The 18,935-nt window shown below is 56.8% G+C and carries 16 protein-coding genes, 6 tRNA genes and 1 pseudogene; 1 reads left to right on the forward strand and 22 read right to left on the reverse strand.

All coding sequences use genetic code 11. From position 1 onward, the window contains the following. The first annotated feature begins 55 nt into the window (after positions 1-55). Positions 56-787: a M48 family metallopeptidase gene (locus tag ACTQV4_RS05960; RefSeq protein WP_441569485.1), complete on the forward strand. Its 732-nt coding sequence runs from the start codon at positions 56-58 to the stop codon at positions 785-787. A gap of 9 nt (positions 788-796) precedes the next feature. Here ACTQV4_RS05960 and folB read toward each other — a convergent pair whose 3' ends face one another. The 22 genes and pseudogenes from folB to secG all read right to left on the reverse strand — a co-directional run bounded on the left by folB (position 797) and on the right by secG (position 18,788). Further along, positions 797-1,282 carry a dihydroneopterin aldolase gene (gene folB / locus ACTQV4_RS05965; RefSeq protein WP_427718610.1) on the reverse strand — a complete coding sequence of 162 codons (486 nt, stop codon included), beginning with the start codon at positions 1,280-1,282 and terminating at the stop codon, positions 797-799. Positions 1,283-1,325: 43 nt separating this feature from the next. Beyond that, positions 1,326-1,907 (reverse strand): HD domain-containing protein, encoded by a 582-nt coding sequence (locus ACTQV4_RS05970; protein WP_195838586.1) that lies wholly within the window; start codon positions 1,905-1,907, stop codon positions 1,326-1,328. 2 nt (positions 1,908-1,909) lie between these two features. Further along, on the reverse strand, positions 1,910-2,467 hold the full coding sequence (folE, locus tag ACTQV4_RS05975; protein WP_441569486.1) for a GTP cyclohydrolase I FolE: 558 nt from the start codon (positions 2,465-2,467) through the stop codon (positions 1,910-1,912). Positions 2,468-2,534: 67 nt separating this feature from the next. Continuing rightward, entirely contained in the window at positions 2,535-3,116 is a 582-nt protein-coding gene (gene nrdG, locus ACTQV4_RS05980; RefSeq protein WP_441569487.1) for an anaerobic ribonucleoside-triphosphate reductase activating protein, read from the reverse strand. A 425-nt stretch (positions 3,117-3,541) separates the two neighbouring features. Continuing rightward, a complete protein-coding gene (nrdD, locus tag ACTQV4_RS05985) occupies positions 3,542-5,764 on the reverse strand; it encodes an anaerobic ribonucleoside-triphosphate reductase (RefSeq protein WP_441569488.1) in 2,223 nt (740 codons plus the stop codon). Between the two features lie 567 nt (positions 5,765-6,331). Continuing rightward, positions 6,332-6,514 carry a hypothetical protein gene (locus ACTQV4_RS05990; protein WP_154517425.1) on the reverse strand — a complete coding sequence of 61 codons (183 nt, stop codon included), beginning with the start codon at positions 6,512-6,514 and terminating at the stop codon, positions 6,332-6,334. Between the two features lie 216 nt (positions 6,515-6,730). Next, positions 6,731-6,805: transfer RNA gene (locus ACTQV4_RS05995), tRNA-Val, on the reverse strand. A gap of 3 nt (positions 6,806-6,808) precedes the next feature. Continuing rightward, positions 6,809-6,884 (reverse strand) — tRNA-Gly (locus ACTQV4_RS06000). Positions 6,885-6,917: 33 nt separating this feature from the next. Next, positions 6,918-7,184 (reverse strand): hypothetical protein, encoded by a 267-nt coding sequence (locus ACTQV4_RS06005; protein WP_441038747.1) that lies wholly within the window; start codon positions 7,182-7,184, stop codon positions 6,918-6,920. Between the two features lie 32 nt (positions 7,185-7,216). Then, positions 7,217-7,816, reverse strand: a pseudogene (locus ACTQV4_RS06010) (alpha-amylase family glycosyl hydrolase). Between the two features lie 154 nt (positions 7,817-7,970). Further along, positions 7,971-8,046 (reverse strand) — tRNA-Gly (locus tag ACTQV4_RS06015). A 42-nt stretch (positions 8,047-8,088) separates the two neighbouring features. Next, positions 8,089-8,162, reverse strand: a tRNA-Cys gene (locus ACTQV4_RS06020). A gap of 35 nt (positions 8,163-8,197) precedes the next feature. Further along, positions 8,198-8,273 (reverse strand) — tRNA-Gly (locus tag ACTQV4_RS06025). 105 nt (positions 8,274-8,378) lie between these two features. Then, the gene (locus tag ACTQV4_RS06030) at positions 8,379-9,125 is read right to left on the reverse strand and encodes an anti-sigma factor antagonist (RefSeq protein ID WP_441038749.1); all 747 of its coding nucleotides are present in this window, start codon (positions 9,123-9,125) and stop codon (positions 8,379-8,381) included. Between the two features lie 81 nt (positions 9,126-9,206). Beyond that, the gene (locus ACTQV4_RS06035) at positions 9,207-11,552 is read right to left on the reverse strand and encodes a GAF domain-containing SpoIIE family protein phosphatase (RefSeq protein WP_441038751.1); all 2,346 of its coding nucleotides are present in this window, start codon (positions 11,550-11,552) and stop codon (positions 9,207-9,209) included. A gap of 59 nt (positions 11,553-11,611) precedes the next feature. Next, positions 11,612-11,701 (reverse strand) — tRNA-Leu (locus ACTQV4_RS06040). 595 nt (positions 11,702-12,296) lie between these two features. After that, entirely contained in the window at positions 12,297-13,325 is a 1,029-nt protein-coding gene (locus ACTQV4_RS06045; protein ID WP_154517434.1) for an ABC transporter ATP-binding protein, read from the reverse strand. Continuing rightward, the gene (locus tag ACTQV4_RS06050; RefSeq protein ID WP_154517437.1) at positions 13,326-14,417 is read right to left on the reverse strand and encodes an ABC transporter ATP-binding protein; all 1,092 of its coding nucleotides are present in this window, start codon (positions 14,415-14,417) and stop codon (positions 13,326-13,328) included. Positions 14,418-14,419: 2 nt separating this feature from the next. After that, on the reverse strand, positions 14,420-15,310 hold the full coding sequence (locus ACTQV4_RS06055) for an ABC transporter permease (RefSeq protein ID WP_441038768.1): 891 nt from the start codon (positions 15,308-15,310) through the stop codon (positions 14,420-14,422). A 59-nt stretch (positions 15,311-15,369) separates the two neighbouring features. Beyond that, the gene (locus tag ACTQV4_RS06060) at positions 15,370-16,407 is read right to left on the reverse strand and encodes an ABC transporter permease (protein ID WP_304212150.1); all 1,038 of its coding nucleotides are present in this window, start codon (positions 16,405-16,407) and stop codon (positions 15,370-15,372) included. 157 nt (positions 16,408-16,564) lie between these two features. Then, on the reverse strand, positions 16,565-18,241 hold the full coding sequence (locus ACTQV4_RS06065; protein WP_441038752.1) for a peptide ABC transporter substrate-binding protein: 1,677 nt from the start codon (positions 18,239-18,241) through the stop codon (positions 16,565-16,567). A 292-nt stretch (positions 18,242-18,533) separates the two neighbouring features. Continuing rightward, positions 18,534-18,788 (reverse strand): preprotein translocase subunit SecG, encoded by a 255-nt coding sequence (secG, locus tag ACTQV4_RS06070; protein ID WP_006236144.1) that lies wholly within the window; start codon positions 18,786-18,788, stop codon positions 18,534-18,536. Positions 18,789-18,935: the final 147 nt, after the last annotated feature.

The following is an 18,935-nucleotide window of genomic DNA, read 5'->3' on the forward strand; positions in this document are numbered from 1 at the left end:
TGAAGGACCGCTTTTGACGCAGCAGTTTACGATTTCCGTATCCCGACCGGATGGGATGCCCATCCCCGTCGTCGTTACCAAAAAGCGTGTCAAGAACTTCAACCTACGCGTCACATCGAGCGGTGAGGTCCACGCCAGTGCGCCGCTCGGCGCCACCCGCGAGCGTATCGAAGCATTTGTGAAGCGCAACAGCGCCTGGATTATCAGCCGACTTGCCCAGCGCGAGCAACGTCAGGCGACGGAGCGAGAGCCGCTCAGCCCCTCGTCCATCATTGCGCTTTGGGGCAAGCCCATCACGGTACAAGATGCGCTCGATCACAACTTTGCATCACCCGCACCGCGACCCAAACAGGCCACCTTCGCAAGTTTTATGGGTACCGACGAGCCAGGTGGGCGCGCGCAGGCAAAGCAGCACACGGCCCTCGACGGCCTAACGCCCGATAAGCTCCAAGCCCGCATCGACCAGCTCTATACATCCGAGGTCACCACGGCGCTGCGCGATATGGTGCGCACATACGAAATCGCAATGGATGTCGCCGCTTCCCGCGTTTCCGTGCGCAGCATGAAAACGCGCTGGGGCTCGTGTACGCCCAAAACCGGTGCCATTCGCATCGCACGCGAGCTTGCCGCCTACCCCGTCGAGTGCCTTGACATGGTTGTCGCCCACGAGCTCGTCCACTTGCTCGAGCCAAGCCACAATCAGCGGTTTCACGCCCTGCTCGACACGTACTGCCCCAACAATAGAGCTCTGTCGCAGCGGCTCAAGCAGCCACCCATAGAGACGTAGTAGAACCGGTTAGCGCACGCGCTCGATCTCGACACCGCAGCTTGCCAGGGGAAGACCGACGGGCGCCCAAGGCTTATCGAGCTTAACACGCACGCCGAGCAGCAGAGGGTAACGACGTAGCAGCATCTGGGCCACGCCCTCGGCTGCGGCCTCGATGAGCTTAAACGTATGCTCGCGCAGATAGCCATCGACATCGTGGCACACCGAGCCGTAGTCAATCGAGGCATCCAGGTTATCGTGCTCCCCTGCTGCACGCAGGTCGGCATAGAGCACCAAGGACACGATGAACTTCTGGCCCAGGGCGTTCTCCTCGGGATACACGCCGTGGTTGGCAAAGACCTCAAGACCTTCAACGGTGATGCGATCGGCATGGCGCAGATCGTCATAGCTCACGTGGGGCACCGCCGTTGCGGTGGATATTTCGCCCCTTCCACGGCGGGCGAGCTCGGCGCCTTCAGTCTTGGTTGCATTCTCGGGCAGTTTCTTGTTGGTCATCGCGATCGTCTCCTTCGTTTAGAACCCCGACCGCGCAAACCAACTACACGCGAATCGACAGGTTCTTTTTATCATCGCTCCAGTTGCAGGCATTGCGCGCGGGGCATGCAAAGCAGGCGCGCGACGCTTTGTCAGCTGCATAGAGCAGACGCTCAAGCGGTTGGCTGTTCACGCGCAGCTTTCTATGGCCTAAAATGGCCGTCTTAATGGCCGCGGCATCGGCCGGATCAAATGCCACGTCATCGGGCATGCCGCCAAGAATCGCATCAGCGACGCGCTCGCTTGCAACATCATGGGATATACCCGATTCATACTGTTCATCTTTGCCGATATCGTGAAGAAGTGCCGTGGCGTAGATGACCTCGCGGTCAAATTCGAGCTGTTCCTCAAGATTCTTAATCCACATAATGCGCGCGACATCCAGCAGATGGTCAATACCGTGGCGGCAGAAGATGCGCCCCGATTCCAACTGTGCAATGTTGCCCAGGTGCCGCCGGAACAGCCCGTTGGCACAAATGTAATCAATGCGAGGCATGGCGCCAAAGGGAGTCAGGCCCGAAGCCATAAAGCCGCGACGCGGCGTCCCCTCATCGGTCTTCGATGTAAAGTCGTTGACGACTCTCATGGTTAGCGGCCCAGCATCCTAAAGAATCGCTCCTCGAGCGCGGGATCGGTCTCAAAGACACCGCGACGAGCAAGCGTTACGGTCTTGGCACCGGGCTTTTGCACGCCGCGCATGGTCATGCACATATGCTCGGCTTCCATCAGCACGATCGCCCCTTGGGGAGCAAGATATTCCATGAGGGCATCGGCAACCTGCGCGCACAGCTGCTCCTGCAGCTGCAGACGACGGGCATAGACCTCAACCGTGCGAGCAAGCTTAGACAGACCCGCCACGCGACCGTTAGGGATATAGCCGATCGCAGCCTTGCCATAAAACGGCAGCAGATGGTGCTCGCACAGCGAGTAAAACGTAATGTCGCGCTCGATAACCAAATCGTTCGAAGCGACGGCAAAGGTTTTGGACAGGTGCTCCTCGGCGCTCCGGCCCATACCGCCGGCAATCTCGCCATACATACGGGCGACGCGTGCCGGGGTCTCCAGCAGGCCCTCACGAGTTGGGTCCTCGCCTATACCTTCAAGCAGCAGCTTAATAGCAGTCTCGACTTTTTCCTGATCGACCATCTGGGCCTCACTTTTTTCGATTTCGCGTTCGCGCTATGGTACCACGCTGGCACGCAACCTCTTCCAGCTACATAGTATGGGTCGAATAGACCGGATCGTCCCGCCAAAGCTCCACAGCGTCGCAAAGCGCAACGCCCTCGCGCGCAGCACGAGCGCGCGAGGCGTTCATGTCGATCACGCGCTGATTACTCGAGCCCCTAAAGCGCAACGAGATATCGTACAGATCTTGAACGAACGGACCGTCTACCAGCATGTCGAGGCAAGCAAGGATACGGTCCGTCACGTCGGTATGGTGGCGGCCGCCCGGCATTAGTTCCTCGAGCACGTCACCGGTAAAGCACCAAATGGTCTTCCCAGACTCCACAGGATAGGTCACACGCACGCGTTCGATAAAATCAACGAGCCCCGCCTGGTTCTCGGGCTCCATAGGCTCCCCGCCCAGAATCGTCAGGCCATCAATAAAGGGATGATCAAGACTCTCGATGATTTTGTCCTCGACGGCACGATCGAACGGTTCACCCGCGGCAAAGTCCCACGCGACGGAGTTAAAACAATTCTTGCACCCACGACGGCACCCACTCACAAACAGAGAAGTACGAACGCCTTCTCCATCAGCAATGTCGAAATACTTAATGTTCGCGTAGTTCATAGGTAACCTTCCTGGGGTCTGGAGCATATCATCCCGTCCTCAAACATTCTCGGCCTTCGGCCTGCGAAACTGCGGGCGGGACGATATGCTCCAGATCCCTCGCGAGCGACACTCGGTGAACGAAGCGAACATCGAGTATGGGGTTCGAGGCCCAATAAAAACTGGGTTGCGGCTCAACCGCCATCGCAAGTAAATCGCAGCTGCAGCTCGAGTTATTTCCGCCAAGAACTTCGAGGAGTGAGCAGACCGCATACTGCATCTCAGCTACATCAACTTGGCTGCCCCGTAGCGAGGCCCCGGACCTTTGCTCGATATGAGTTCCGCACGAACAGGAGGCGCCAGTGGCGCCTCCGTCGTGAGCCAGGACTGTCCGAAATAGCGAGTAAAGGTCCGGGGCCTCGCTACGGGGCAGCCTGGGATGGTTATTAGAGATGCAGCACGCGGTCGCGGATCTCCTCGGTTCGACCCTGGTTCCAGAACTGGGTACCGATGTAGCCGCACGTGCGACGGGCGACATTCATCTTCTCCTGGTCACGATTGCCGCAATTGGGGCACTCCCACACCAGTTTGCCATCGTCCTCGACAATGCGAATCTCGCCGTCATAGCCGCACACCTGGCAGTAATCGCTCTTGGTGTTGAGCTCGGCGTACATGATGTTGTCGTAGATGTACTGCATTACGCGAATGACCGCCTTGAGGTTGTCCTGCATGTTGGGAACCTCAACGTAGGAGATAGCACCGCCCGGCGAAAGCTGCTGGAACATGCCCTCAAACTTAAGCTTGTCGAAGGCATCGATCTCCTCGGACACGTGGACGTGATAGCTGTTAGTAATGTAGCCCTTGTCCGTCACGCCCGGGATAATGCCGAAACGGCGCTGCAGGCACTTGGCGAACTTGTAGGTCGTCGACTCAAGCGGGGTGCCGTACAGCGAGAAGTCGATATCGCTTTCGGCCTTCCACTCGGCGCACTTGTCGTTCATGTGCTGCATGACGGCCATGGCAAACGGCGTGCCCTCCTTCTCGGTGTGGCTGTGGCCCGTCATGTACTTGACGCACTCATACAGACCGGCGTAACCCAGGCTAATGGTGGAATAGCCGCCCACGAGCAGCTTGTCGATCGTCTCGCCCTTCTTAAGGCGCGCCAAGGCACCGTACTGCCAAAGAATCGGCGCAGCATCCGAAAGCGTGCCCATCAGGCGCTCATGACGGCACAGCAGGGCGCGGTGGCACAGCTCAAGGCGCTCATCGAAGATCTTCCAGAACTTGTCCATGTCCTGATGCGAGCTCAGCGCGACATCGGGCAGGTTGATGGTCACAACACCCTGGTTAAAGCGACCATAGTACTTAGGCTTGGTCGGGTCATAGTTCAGAGCGTTGGCGACATTGTTAAAGCCGTTGCCCGAACGGTCGGGCGTCAGGAAACTGCGGCAACCCATGCAGGTATAGCAATCGCCGTTGCCGGCGGTCTCGCCCTTAGACAGCTTGAGCTCGCGCATCTTCTTCTCGGAGATGTAGTCGGGCACCATGCGCTTGGCGGTGCACTTGGCGGCGAGCTTGGTCAGATAGAAGTACGGCGAATCCTCGCGGATGTTATCGTCCTCGAGCACGTAGATGAGCTTGGGGAACGCCGGGGTGATCCACACGCCGGCTTCGTTCTTAACGCCCTCATAGCGTTGACGAAGCGTCTCCTCCACAATCATGGCAAGGTCGTGCTTCTCCTGGGGCGTACGGGCCTCATTGAGATACATAAAGACCGTCACGAACGGCGCCTGGCCATTCGTGGTCATAAGGGTCACGACCTGATACTGAATCGTCTGGACGCCGCGACGAATCTCATCGCGCAGGCGTTCCTCAACGACCTCGCGAACCTTCTCGGCAGATGCCGAAACACCGAGCTCCTCAAGCTCGCGAGCAACCTCGCCGCAAATCTTTTGACGGCTCACCTCAACGAACGGGGCGAGATGGGTCAGCGAAATAGACTGACCGCCGTACTGGGAGGAAGCAACCTGGGCGATAATCTGCGTCGCAATGTTGCAGGCGGTCGAGAAGCTGTGCGGCTTCTCGATCAGCGTGCCCGAGATAACGGTGCCGTTCTGGAGCATGTCCTCCAGGTTCACCAGATCGCAGTTGTGCATGTGCTGGGCAAAGTAATCCGAATCGTGGAAATGGATCAGACCCTCATTATGGGCATCCACGATCTCCTGGGGCAGCAGCACGCGTTGGGTCAGGTCCTTGGAAATCTCGCCGGCCATATAGTCGCGCTGAACGGAATTGACGGTCGGATTCTTATTGGAGTTCTCCTGCTTAACCTCTTCGTTATTGCACTCGATCAGCGACAGGATCTTGTCGTCGGTCGTGTTCTTTTGGCGCTTCAGGCTCTGAACATAACGATAGATGATGTAGCGGCGAGCGACCTCGTAGCAGTCGAGACGCATGATCTCGTCCTCGACCAGATCCTGGATCTCCTCGACCGATACGGTATGGCCGGCCTTCTCACATGCCTCGGCGACGTTTTGCGCCGCATAGATCACCTGGCGGTCGGTAAGACGAGAGCCCTCCTCGACCTCCAAGTTGGCGGCGCGAATCGCATTGACGATCTTATCGATGTCAAAGGCAACCTCGGTACCGCTGCGCTTGATGATCTTCATCCTCTTGCCTCTTTCGCGTCGTAATCCCATTGCGCTTCAGAGCCAAACGATGCCTGGCAGGGCTTGTCCCTGTCTTGCGGCGCCGTCGCGCAATCTGTGTTCTCGATAAACCATAGGTCCTCATGCGGACAATCCTCGCGGCCGATCAAGCGGCTCAAAGGCGTGTCCAAATGGGACGAACAAGGTCTTCGTTCTCTGTCCGCCATCTATCATACGACAAAGACGCCTCTATATCCTGTATTCTTTTTTTAGGTCAAACACAACATATAGTGTTTCAGCAGGTCAAAGCAATTGGTCATTTTACAGACACATTAATTATGAGGGTTTCTCGGCAAGTCGGTAAAACGTTACCAACGCGGCTACCTGCAAGGCAGTTATAAAACCCCCTAGTCAAGCCGCCGACAAATCCTACCAAAACCAAGCCGCTCACGCGAAAAGAATCCAAAAGATTATGCTTGACCAACATGTTGCGGTCGAATGCCGGCGGACGGAGTGACAGGGCTGCAAACGCTCGGAAGACTACAGCCCCGACACCCCGTCCGCCGGCATTCGATAGGCGAGGGGCTATTAGTTCTCTTCGCGAGCTATCATGCGGCCGAGAGCCGCTGTAAAGGGATCGAGCAGCACGCCGGCGATAACCACAAAAGCCCACCCCTTTGTGACAAGGCCCGCCCAGCGCGCGAAGAACGTACGGCCTTCAATCGTTCCGAATCCTCCCTGGAAGGCAATCTCGCCAAAACCGATCACCATAAAAGATTGCGCGGGGGTCAACCATGGAAACGCGGGCGACGTGCACGGTTATGATCAAAATAATCATCTCCCACGAGACCAAGAGGCCAATAACGACAAATTATGCTGGGCAGCAAATGCAACGTGAAAAAGCGACCGAGGTCGATAATTTGACGGCATATTATGTGTGTTTATAACAAAACAGTCCAGAAGCAAAGCCTCTGGACTGCGAACATTTGGTGGGCGTTACAAGATTTGAACTTGTGACCTCTTCCGTGTCAGGGAAGCGCTCTCCCCCTGAGCTAAACGCCCAAATGGAGCGGACAACGGGGCTCGAACCCGCGACCCCAACCTTGGCAAGGTTGTGCTCTACCAACTGAGCCATGTCCGCTTACGGGGATTAATCTTACGTGATGCCCGCATCTTATGCAAGAACTTTTTTTGAAAAGTTTTGCGACGCCCTCGCGAACCTCACGAAGACATCAGCCACCTCAAAAAGGCCGAGCTCCTCACCCTGATACACGTATGCCGAGCCCGGAAGCGCCAGCTCAAGCAAAAGGGCCGCCCGCGCGCGGCGCTCGCCGAGTTCACGGTCCTCGTCATAAGACGACCCGTCGCGTAAGAGCCAGTCGGGCGCAATCTGGCGGTAGCGCGTCGCCTTGATTTGCGGCAGGGCATAGCGCGTCGCCACGCGCGATAGATCTCGTGGACCTCGTTGCGGTCTCACAGCGGATGGGTGTCGTCGTCAACCATGTCATCGCCCTCGGCGAGATGCCACCGGTCAGGGTCATCGCGGTCGAGGTCCTTGGCGAGACCGTGCGCCACATCAATGCGAAAGCCTTCAACGACTCGATCGCTCCAAAACGTCAGGACGTCGCAAAAGAACGCATGAACCTCGGGGCATGACCAGACAAAGTCCGGCCGCTCGGGCGTAAACATATGCAGCTACCACTGACCGTCCGCAACACGCGTCCAGGCGGGGCCGCCAAAGTTGGCATTCCAATTGGTGGGAGGCAGCTCGCCATGTTCGCCGCGACCATCGCGGAATATATAACGGGCGCGTTCGGGCGATCCAGGGCCGGCGGCAAGAGCGGCTTTGAACCAGGGGTGCTGGTTGGATGAATGATTGGGCACGATGTCGACGATGACCTTGATGCCGCGCGCGTGAGCCGCAGCGACCATGTCATCGCAGTCGTCAAGCGAGCCGAGACGTGGGTCGACATCGCAGTAGTCCGCCACATCATAGCCACCATCGACAAGAGGCGATGGGTAAAACGGGCTCAACCAGATGGCCTCGATGCCCAGCCGCTCAAGATAGTCCATCTGCTGGGTAATGCCCGCGATGATACGCCCAAAGCTGTTATTCGCGGCAAATAACGCCACGGCCACGCCCCAAGACGCTCGCTCCCTCTCGGGTTCGAGCCTCTGCAATGGGTACGAAAAAGCCCGGCTACCGTGGTAGTCGGGCTGTTGTGCTTGGAGCGGACAACGGGGCTCGAACCCGCGACCCCAACCTTGGCAAGGTTGTGCTCTACCAACTGAGCCATGTCCGCATATGTAAAACAAAACGGGCGCCGGAGCGCCCGGATGTTGCCTGGAGGCGAAGCCCGGATTCGAACCGGGGGTAAAGGCTTTGCAGGCCTCTGCCTTACCACTTGGCCACTTCGCCGAAAAAGGACCGTTAAGAACGGTCCGGAAATGCAATGGAGCGGACAACGGGGCTCGAACCCGCGACCCCAACCTTGGCAAGGTTGTGCTCTACCAACTGAGCCATGTCCGCTTGCGGGTTATTAATTTACGCGAGTTATCCAAAAGACGCAAGTACTTTTTTCAAAAAAGTTGCCCAAAGCAAGTTCACTCAGGAAAATCATGTCAACCCAAAGCGCTAAGCGCACGATTCCAATGCCGAACTAAACAGCTTCACCATCCGAACGCGTGTGCCGGCACCATCCGTGCGACGGGCAACCTCCACATTATCGACGAGCATGCGCATAAGCTTGATACCGCGTCCGCGTTCCTCGGACGCCATAGGTTCGCTCGCCCCATCGATAGAATAGCCAGAACCTCGATCAAGCACCTCAAGCACAACACGGTCCCCATAGGCCTGAATCGTCAGGATGCAGCCAACACCGCCCGCATGGTCATATGCGTTACCCAATGCCTCCCCCAACGCTAATGCGACGTCATAGCGCTCATCACGCCTCAGGGGAAGCGATTCGAGAAGCTCGGCCACACGGTGCCGATAATACGGGAGATTCTCGATGCCTCGCTGCACCTTGACGCTCTTGCTCCATCGCGGCAACTCCCCCACCGGAATGGCGGGAATCGACTCCCGCACCGGACCCGCAACATGAAGGATGTCGACAAGTCGGGCAATCTCCAAAAAGCGAACGACCTCATCGGAGGCGTTAACAAGCGAAAGCAGCCCTTCTCGTCTCATAAGCTCTCTGGCACGCGTAAGCAAAAACGCCAAACCCGTCGAGTCGATAAAACCCACGGTCTGGCAATTGATGACAACACGGCGCACGCCCCGGTCGATTAAATTATCCAACCGTCGGCGCAGCTCGGGCACCGAGGCGATATCGATATCGCCCGGTGGCGCCAAAACCGCTATGTCATTCCACTCATTCATGCGACCATGGTTCCCCAAAAGAGCTCGCTCGATGCAAACTTTTCTGCAACCGTTAGGATTCTGTATGCCCAACGTCGCGACCTACGATCGACCCCGTAAAAACTCAAGGGACACCAATGCAATGTCATCGTCCAGCGCCGAGTCGGTAAAGCGGTCAAGCTCGCCCAAGACCTTACCGCAGATGCCCGATACGCCCTCACCCGAAACAGAGAGTAGAAGGTCGCGCAGGCGTTGCTCGCCAAAGAAAGCACCCGAGCGGTCGCGCGCTTCGATCGTTCCGTCGGTATACATAAACAGCATGTCACCAGGATCGAACGTAAACACGCCCGTCTCGTACACCATGCTCTCAAAGGCACCGATCACGCCCGATTGGCACCCAAGGAGCTCCACTTCTCCCCCGCAGGTCTCTCCTCCGCCATGCGGCGTCGACGACGGCCTAATGACCATAGTGGGAGGATGTCCCGCAGAGCAATAGGTAGCGCGGCCCGCTTTAAGATCAATCTTGGCGATAAACGCCGTCACAAACGTCTCGACCCTCGAAAAGCCCATGAGCATGCTATTGAGCGAGCGGGCCATGCGAGCGGGTCCCGCACCCTCCCAGGCATAAGCCGTCAACGCCGTCTTGACGAGCGCCGACATCGACGCCGCCTCAATTCCTTTGCCGGAGACATCGCCCAATATCATAACGGCGCAATCGTCGGGAAGACGGACAAGCGTATAGAAGTCACCACCAACCAACGCCGAATTCGTTGCCGACAGGTATACCGAATCGGTTGCGATGCCCGGAACGTCGCCTAGCGAATTTCTCATGCCAATCTGAAGCGTCTGAGCGATATGACGCTCTTCACGCTTTTGAGACTCGCCCTCATAGATCAGCTCAAAGTCGTGTGCCAAATGCACCATGTAGTCGTATTCAAGGTCGTCGATTGGCTCCTGGCTGCCATCACGGAGCAGCAAAACGCGCCTCGTCGGTCCCTTGGCGATATCAGCGGGCACGATTGCATCGTTGCTTCGCGTACCATCCGCCTCCGAGCGGCAGCGCCCCGCCTCGATACCGGAATCGACATAAAGTCCCTGACACGGCAGGCCGTGGGCTCTCAACCATGCGCCCATAGTCGTGGATTCGTCCACGCGCGTAAGGCGCACGTGCTTGAGGTCGTCGGCGCTCGTCCCGCCCAGCACCGATGTCTCAAATCCATCGGAAATTGCCCCCAGGCGCGCCGCCGGCGTCGTGACAGAAAAGAAGAGTGACTCCGGATCGCCCGGCAATGCCACACGACTGCCGCCTTCAAAATCGATGACATAGGTTCCGAGGCCCGCATCATACTCCACGGGGCAGAAATGGCAACTGAGCACAGCGCAGATTTCGGTCGACACCGCACGCGAGGCGGCAATAGGATCATCGAGATAGGCAAACAACTCATCGCGCAGCACGTTGAGAGAACGGCCAAGCTCTGCCGTGCGACGTGAACGCAGACTCGATGCCATGCCGACTAGTTGGATGGAGAGATAATCGCAAATGACCTCGAGCACGTTGACATCATAGGCAAGCGGCGCCTGCGGACGTTTCCAACCGACCTCCAACACACCGAGCACCTGAGTGCCATAAAACACGGGAAGACATATCTCGCTGCGGTATGGAGGCATATCTTGCACGCGTAGCAGGTGCTTAGAACGATTGTCCAGGTCCATGAACATACCCGAGGCAATCCTATCGCCCTCAAGGTCCTGCTGAATCGACAGGCGGCAGGCACGAGACTCACGGAGCACATACGTCGGGATACCCGCACCATACGGCATAAACTCGGGCAGGTAGCTGTCATACAGCTCCTTGGAAACACCGCGAAGCTTAAAACCGCCGCTCTCAGAAAAATAGATGGCAGCACCCGAGGCATCGAGGGTTCCTACAAGCTGGTTCAAAACGGTATCCAACAAACTAGGCAGCTCATCGGAGCCCACCGTGCTCATAATGACCGACAACGTGCCCGAGAGGCGCTTATTCGCCACTCTGAGCTCCGAAAGCGCACGCTTGAGCTGACGGTCATGCGAATACTGCTCTTCGATACTATGGAGCGCCACGAGAACACGCGGCGCACGGCGGCCAAAGATACGAGGCGGCGTAACCGAGCCGGCACAAACTAGGACGGGAATAAAGGAGCCGTCACTTAGCTTAAGCATCAGCTCGCTCTCGGTACCATTGGTCTCAAAAGGAAGACGATGTTCTGTCGCGCGTTCAAATGCTGACGAGTACAAGAGATCTTTAACGTCCCCGTTGATCACATCGGAACGTTCCTCGCAGATCAAGTCGAGCAAGCGATTGTTTACATGCAAAATGGTTCCGTCGAGCTCGCAGATAATGACAGCATCGCTCGTAATATCGACCAATTGGGCAACGTCAACCCACTCATTGCGCTCAAGCGTTTCCATCGTGAACCTCACCGTCTATCGGTAACAAAAAAGCCTCCGAAGAGGCTTCTCAAATGCGATGGTGTCGGAGGCGGGACTTGAACCCGCATGACCAAAAAGCGGTCACTAGCACCTCAAGCTAGCGCGTCTGCCAATTCCGCCACTCCGACATGCTATATTGTTGATTCGCAGTTCGTTTTGTTGGACCCGCGCTTTCAACGAGGAAGATAATAACCTATGATTCGAGAACTGTGCAAGCACTTTTTTCAAAAAAGTTTACGAATTTGAAAATGAGCAGGTAGACTGACCTGTTCGGGCAGGAATGAGGTTGCCTTCCAACGCGTCCTCGGGCATGCGGCATTATTTTGATCTGCGCTTCGCGCTACAAAATAATGCCGCCCCCTGCGGAATGCGTTGGAAGGCAACCTCATTCCTGCCCTAGGGGCACATGCTTCATGCACAGTTCTCAAACATGTTCTGGGGGCTGATATTAATTTAGTGGCTCGGCTTTGCCGAGCCCTTTTATGGGGAGGCCGGAGCTAAAGCTCCGGCATCGCTCAATTTCTTATTAGATTAAGTGAGCGATCAAGGAATCGCCCCCCTGCAGTGGTAACACAGGGCCCGTGCTGGACTTAGTTTTCAGAACATTCCGCAGACCAGGAAACCCCCTTATCCGCAGCTCCAAAGGAGCAGGATAAGGGGGTTTCCATGGTCGAGGACGTTCTGAAAACTAAGTCCAGCACGGGCCCGGACGAAAACAACCGACTACAGGTCGATATGCGATTCCTTGATCGGGAACGGCTCGGCGAAGTGGCAGGCGCAGCAGTGGCCCGGAGCAACTTCCCTAAACTCGGGAAGCTTCTCGGAGCAGATGCCCTGCGCAATCGGGCAGCGCGTGTGGAAACGGCAGCCAGTCGGCGGATCCAGCGGTGACGGCGGATCGCCGGCAAGGATGATGCGCTTACGAGACTTTTGGATATCCGGATCGGGAACCGGCACGGCAGACAGCAGCGACTGCGTATACGGGTGGTGAGGCTCGCTATAGAGCGTCTTCCAGTCAGAAACCTCGACCACCTTACCCAGATACATAACGGCAACGCGATCGGAGATGTGCTGAACGACGGACAGGTCGTGGGCGATAAACAGATACGCCGTACCAAACTTGTCCTGCAGTTCCTTAAGCAGGTTCAGAACCTGGGCCTGAATGGACACATCCAGAGCGGATACCGGTTCGTCACAGATAATCAGCTTGGGCTTCAGCGCAAAGGCGCGGGCAATGCCGACACGCTGACGCTGGCCACCCGAGAACTCATGAGGATAGCGGTTGATGTGCTCGGGGTTCAGTCCGACAACGTCGAGAAGCTCGCGGACGCGCTCAATGCGCTCCTCCTTGGTTCCCACGCCGTGAATGGTCATGGGTTCGGAGACGATCTCGCCGATGGTCATGCGAGGATTCAGCGAGGCATAAGGATCCTGGAAGATAAACTGCATCTCGCGACGCATATCCTTGATCTCATGCTTGCTCATTTCGGCAACATCTTTACCCTGGAAGAACACCTTACCGGCGGTCGGCTTGGTCAGGCGCATGATGGTGCGACCCGTAGTGGACTTACCGCAACCAGACTCACCAACCAGACCAAAGGTCTCACCAGGATAAATCTCAAAAGAGATGTCGTTTACAGCAGAGACGACGCGCTTGGAAAAACGCTTGGCGAACATGCCGGACTCTGCGGGGAACTCCTTAGAGAGGTGCTCGACCTTCAGTAGCGGAGTGCGCTCGTTATTGTCTGCCATTTACGCCTCGCCTCCCTTCTTGGAATCCTTACGCGTGCGGGACGTCTCAGGGGCGTTCTTGAGGAACTCGGGGTCACCGGAATAATGACACGCAGAATAGTGGCCGGACTCGGTGACAAAACGCTCGGGGCGCTGCTTGCGGCACTTATCGGTCGCATAGGGGCAACGAGGCGAGAACACGCAACCCTCGGGCAGGTTCATGAGCGAAGGCGGGTTGCCGTGAATCGGCGTAAGCGGCTTCTTCTCATCGATGGCCTGCTCCGGGATGGAGCGAATCAGGCCCCAGGTATAGGGGTGACGGCTCTCGTAGAAGATTTCCTCAGCAGTACCGAACTCGACGGGACGGCCGGCGTACATAACCATGATCTTGTCGGCCATATCGGCGACAACACCCAGGTCATGGGTAATCATGATGATGGCGTTACCGTTCTTCTCCTGCATTTCCTGCATAAGCTCAATAATCTGAGCCTGGATGGTAACGTCCAGGGCAGTCGTGGGCTCGTCGGCAATCAGAATATCGGGATCGCAGGCAAGGGCCATGGCAATCATGACGCGCTGACGCATACCACCAGAAAACTGGTGCGGATACTCATTGACGCGTTTCTCGGGCTCGGGAATGCCAACGAGGTCCAAAAGCTCGGTGGCGCGCTTGAGCGCCTCCTGCTTGGAGTAGCCACGGTGCAGACGAAGGCCCTCACCCACCTGCTTGCCGATCTTATAGACCGGGTTCAAGGAGGTCATAGGATCCTGGAAGATCATCGCGATATCGTTGCCACGAATGTGCTGCATCTCTTCCTCGGTCATCTCGAGGATAGAACGTCCGCGATAGCGAACGTCACCGCCCTCAATCTTTCCCGGAGGCATCGAGATAAGACCCATGATGGTCATGGCGGTCACGGACTTACCGGAGCCGGACTCACCGACGACACCCAGGGTCTCGCCACGATCGAGCGTGTAGGACACACCATCGACAGCGCGAACGACGCCATCCTCGGTGTGGAAATACATCTTAAGGTCATCAACCTCGAGCAGATGCTGGCCCTCGGGAACCGGCTGGTCCTTCAGGTCCACATAGTTCTTGTTCTTCTTCATCCTTATGCGTCCTTCATCTTGACGTCGAGGGCGTCGCGCAGACCGTCACCCAGCAGGGTGAAGGCGAGCACCGTCGAGAGAATTGCCAGACCGGGCATGATCATCATCCAGGGAGCAGTCAGAAGATACTGCTGACCGTCCTGAATCATGGAGCCCCACGAAGGCGTAGGCGGAATAACGCCCATGCCGAGGAAGGACAGAGCGGACTCGGTCAGAATGGCGCCACCAATGTTCATAGTCGCGTAGACCACGATGGAGGCAACGGAGTTCGGGAAGATGTGACGCACGATGATACGAACATCAGATGCACCCATCGCGCGCGCAGCGTCAACATAGTCGTTTTCCTTGACCGTCAAGATCGCGGATCGGAAGACGCGCGCAATCGAAGGCCAGCCAAGAATACCGATGGCGATAAAGACGTTCTGAAGACCACGGCCGATAACGGCGATCATGGCGACAACGAACAGCACGTACGGGAACGCAAGGAAGATGTCCGCACAGCGCATGATGATCGTATCCCAGATGCCGCCGTAGAAACCGGCCAGAGCGCCCATGACCAGACCAATCACCGTGGAGATCGCAGTGGCCATAATGCCGACGGACAGCGAAACGCGTGCACCGTAGATAACGCGGACGAGAATGTCACGGCCAAGGGAGTCGGTGCCAAACGGGTGCTCTGCACACGGAGCCAGCAGCGACGTCTCGGCCATGGTGGTCGAATCGGAAGCCGTCGGCGAACCGAGCCAGGGCTTAGCCCACAGATCTGCGGTCAAGGCAACCACAACGACGATAATGATCCAGCAGACACCGATAACGGCGAGCTTGTTCTTACGAAGACGCTTAAAAGCGTCGCCCCACAGCGTGCGAGACTTGGCGGGAGCAGATGCAGCCATGGTGGCGGTAGCCTGCTCCTGAGACTGAGAATCAGTTTCCTGCATGAGACGTACCTCCCTTAGGCCTTATCCGACGGACCGCCAAGGCGGATGCGCGGGTCGAGGAATGCATAGCTAATGTCGACGAGCAGGTTGATCACCATGACGACGACGACGATGAGCGTAACGCCGCCCATAACGATGGGCCAGTCACGCATGCTAATGGCGCGATAGACCTCATAGCCGATACCGGGCCAGTTAAAAACCGTCTCGGTCAGGATGGCGCCCGAAAGCATGGCACCAAAGTCGACACCAATATAGGTAACGACGGGGATGAGTGCATTCTTAAGCGCATGCTTGATGATGATCGCGCGATTGGAGAGACCCTTGGCCTTTGCCGTACGGATGTAATCCTGGCTCATGACGTCAAGCAGCTGCGAGCGCATAATGCGGGCGGCATAAGCGGTCGAAACCGAAGCCAGCGTAATGGTCGGAAGCACATAGTGCATCCAATCCTGATACTGAGAACTGGAACCACCGGCACCCGAGATCGGCATGGAGAATGCACCGCCCGTGGCGTCCTTGAGAATGACGCCAAAGAACAGCTGCAGCAACATACCGAGCCAGAAGGCCGGGACGGCAACGAGGATCGACGTGGTGAGCGTTACCAAAATATCCCAGAAGGAATAACGCTTTACCGCCGAAATGATACCCGCACCGATACCCATGATTGCCTCGAGTACGATGGCGCACGCGGCAAGTTTGACCGTATACGGATACTTCTGGGCAAAGATTTCCGTAACCGGCAGCTTGCGCTGATAGGAATTACCCAGATCGCCATGAAGCAGGCCGTTCATGTAATACAAGTAACGGTCCACGAGCGACGTTTGAACGGGGTCGCCGTTCTCGTCAAGGATCGCGTTGCCGTCCTCGTCCGATTGGACCAGGTGATAGCGGACGCGAAGCTGAAGCTCCACCTCGGGGGACAGAGCCTTGTCTCCACCGATCAGCTTGATCGGATCTCCCGGCACGATATTCTGGAGGGCGAACAGAATCAGCGTAACGCCCAAAAATACCGGGATGAACTGAAGCACACGTTTAACGATGTACTTACCCATACCACTCCCCTATCTAGGGATTAACTTAAATGGGATGCCGATCGCCAGACCGGCATCCCAAAATTACCATCAGCCAGTTTACCCCAGGTTAGGGAGAACTGTATGTTTCCCATGAGGTCTACGTAAATACTTGACCCTCACGGAAGCTGCAAAACTCTTAGGCGAGCTCAGCGGTACCCAGATCGGCGTGCTTCTGCGGATCGACATAGAGGTACTTGATGCGATCGGAGCCGGCGATGGTGTGCGTGTAGAACATCAGCGGGATGACCGGGCAGTCAGCAGCGACCATTGCGTCGGCCTCCTGCATCTTAGCGACGCGCTCTTCGTCGTCAATCGTGGTACGGGCCTCGTCGACCTTGGCGTCGAACTCGGGGTTGTTGTAACCAGAACGGTTGTCGCCACCGAGGGAGTCGGAGTGGAACAGCGGATACAGGAAGTTGTCCATGATCGGGTAGTCGGCAATCCAGCCCAGACGACCGAACTGATAGTTGAGGTTCTGGTACTGCTCGAGCAGGGCAGACCACTCGGGGGTATCGGAGACGGCGGTAACGCCAACCTTGGCAAGGTCACCGATGATGGACTCCATGATCTCCTTGTGGCCACCGTCCTGGTTGTAGGACAGAGTCACGTTAATGCCACGATCGCCGTTGGCGTCAGCGGGAGCAACCTTGTCGAGGTACTCGTTAGCCTTGTCGACGTCGTAGGCGCAGAACTCCCATGCGCCCTCCTTGTAGCCATCGATGCCCGGAGGAACAATGCCGTCAGCGGGGGTGCGGGTACCCTTGAAGATGGTCTTGCAGATGGCCTCACGGTTGATGGCCAGGGAGATACCCTTACGCAGATCGGCGTTGTTGAACGGCTCGGCCGTGGTGTTGCAGGTCAGGTAGTAGGTGGAAGGCTCGGCACCGAGCAGCATGCGCTCGCCGTCGCCCATGGTGTAGCCGTCCTTGGACTCGCCGCGATCCTTCTTGGCGGCGTCGATCTGGGCAACGGGAACGTCGCAGATGTCAAGGTTACCGGCCTGGAACTCCTTGTAAGCGGTCTCCACGTCCTTGATGACCTGGAAGTGGATGCCATCGATTTTGGCCTTGTCGCCATAGTAATCGTCGAACTTCTTGAGGTTGATCTCCTGACCATCCTCCCACTTGCCGTCCATCATGAACGGGCCGTTACCGATCGGGGCAAGGTAGAAGCTCTTAACATCGGACTCGGCGCACTCGGGAACAGGGGACAGAGCCGGATGAGAGGCGACGAAGGGGAAGTCGGCGTAAGCGGAAGTCAGCTTGACGACGAGGGTCTCATCGTCAGGGCAGGTAACACCGCTGAGCTCAGTAGTGTTACCGGCAAGCAGATCGTCATAGCCCTCGACCATGGAAAGGTGATAGGAGACCTCGGAAGGACCATACTCTTGAGCGACAGCGGACTTGGTGCTGACCAGACGCTCCCAACCGAGCTTGAAGGACTTGGAGGTAACGTCATCACCGTTGTGGAACTTGGCCTTCTTGATCTTGAAGGTAAACTCGGTGGCGTCGTCGTTGGCCTCGAAGGACTCGCAAGCCAGCGGAACGATCTCGCCCTTCTCGGCGTCATAAGAGGTCAGAGCGTCAAAGAGCTGGTACTCGACCTGAGTGCCCTGGTCCTCCTGGACATTGTAGGGGTCGATGCAGACCGGGTTATTGATGTAGAAGTTCAGCGTCGAACCGGACTCAGAACCGGAAGCGTCGCCGCCCTTCTTGCCGCATGCGGCAAGAAAAGCCATGGAGCTCGCAGCAAGGGTACCGCCGACAAAGGCGCGACGACCCATAACGGGCTGGTGGAACATAGAATCAGCCATGCCATCCTCCTTATGAGATAGGACAAAGAAATGTTCAGTCGGACATTTGTCGAGACAATCCGATCCGAACTATCGAAACGCCGCCCGTTGCTATGGCTGGTTATGCACAACAGGCCAACGTTTTCAATACAGTAGCGCATTTTATGCACGATTTGGGGCCAATTCCGGTTAACGGTCGAGAATTTCTTTAGTTGGGCGCAGTATGTGGTGATATTCTGACTCTGTTACAAATATGTAAACAAAAAGGGCCCCGCACTTGCGGAACCCTTTTTATTTTTTATGCGATTCGTGCTTAGTAGCCCACGATGCCCTGCGGGAAGAAGAACATGCACAGGACGACGCACACGGCAAAAACAACGGCCATAATTACCGTCAGGCGATCGAGGTTCTGCTCCATGACGCCCGTGGCAGAGCTGGAGTTATACAGCGAGCTAGCGATCATATCCGAAACGCCGGTGCCCTTACCGGAATGCATCAGGACGAGAATCGTCAGCGCCACGGCTGAGACAGCCCAAACGACAAACAGAAGAATCTGGAACGGACCCATAGATAAGCTCCTTAATAGAACAGTTCAAACTCCAGTACTGTACCACAATCCCCCGCTCTCCCCTACCTGACACTCAAGGACGGGGTGGAAATGGCAGAAATACCAAAAAGGGGGTTGTCCGGTTGTGGACAACCCCCTTACTAGAAA

It is taken from the genome of Collinsella sp. LCP19S3_B11 (genome assembly GCF_052121915.1).
In the GTDB taxonomy this organism is placed as follows: Bacteria; Actinomycetota; Coriobacteriia; order Coriobacteriales; family Coriobacteriaceae; genus Collinsella.

Excerpts from the sequence above, each read along its gene's own strand:
- ACTQV4_RS06065 (WP_441038752.1), bottom strand. The coding sequence starts at position 18,241 with ATGGCTGATTCTATGTTCCACCAGCCCGTTATGGGTCGTCGCGCCTTT.
- ACTQV4_RS05990 (WP_154517425.1), bottom strand. The coding sequence starts at position 6,514 with ATGGTGATCGGTTTTGGCGAGATTGCCTTCCAGGGAGGATTCGGAACG.
- folB (WP_427718610.1), bottom strand. The coding sequence starts at position 1,282 with ATGACCAACAAGAAACTGCCCGAGAATGCAACCAAGACTGAAGGCGCC.
- secG (WP_006236144.1), bottom strand. The coding sequence starts at position 18,788 with ATGGGTCCGTTCCAGATTCTTCTGTTTGTCGTTTGGGCTGTCTCAGCC.
- ACTQV4_RS06050 (WP_154517437.1), bottom strand. The coding sequence starts at position 14,417 with ATGAAGAAGAACAAGAACTATGTGGACCTGAAGGACCAGCCGGTTCCC.
- ACTQV4_RS05960 (WP_441569485.1), top strand. The coding sequence starts at position 56 with ATGCCCATCCCCGTCGTCGTTACCAAAAAGCGTGTCAAGAACTTCAAC.
- ACTQV4_RS06030 (WP_441038749.1), bottom strand. The coding sequence starts at position 9,125 with ATGAATGAGTGGAATGACATAGCGGTTTTGGCGCCACCGGGCGATATC.
- nrdG (WP_441569487.1), bottom strand. The coding sequence starts at position 3,116 with ATGAACTACGCGAACATTAAGTATTTCGACATTGCTGATGGAGAAGGC.
- ACTQV4_RS06055 (WP_441038768.1), bottom strand. The coding sequence starts at position 15,310 with ATGGCTGCATCTGCTCCCGCCAAGTCTCGCACGCTGTGGGGCGACGCT.
- ACTQV4_RS06045 (WP_154517434.1), bottom strand. The coding sequence starts at position 13,325 with ATGGCAGACAATAACGAGCGCACTCCGCTACTGAAGGTCGAGCACCTC.
- ACTQV4_RS06060 (WP_304212150.1), bottom strand. The coding sequence starts at position 16,407 with ATGGGTAAGTACATCGTTAAACGTGTGCTTCAGTTCATCCCGGTATTT.
- nrdD (WP_441569488.1), bottom strand. The coding sequence starts at position 5,764 with ATGAAGATCATCAAGCGCAGCGGTACCGAGGTTGCCTTTGACATCGAT.
- ACTQV4_RS05970 (WP_195838586.1), bottom strand. The coding sequence starts at position 1,907 with ATGAGAGTCGTCAACGACTTTACATCGAAGACCGATGAGGGGACGCCG.
- folE (WP_441569486.1), bottom strand. The coding sequence starts at position 2,467 with ATGGTCGATCAGGAAAAAGTCGAGACTGCTATTAAGCTGCTGCTTGAA.
- ACTQV4_RS06035 (WP_441038751.1), bottom strand. The coding sequence starts at position 11,552 with ATGGAAACGCTTGAGCGCAATGAGTGGGTTGACGTTGCCCAATTGGTC.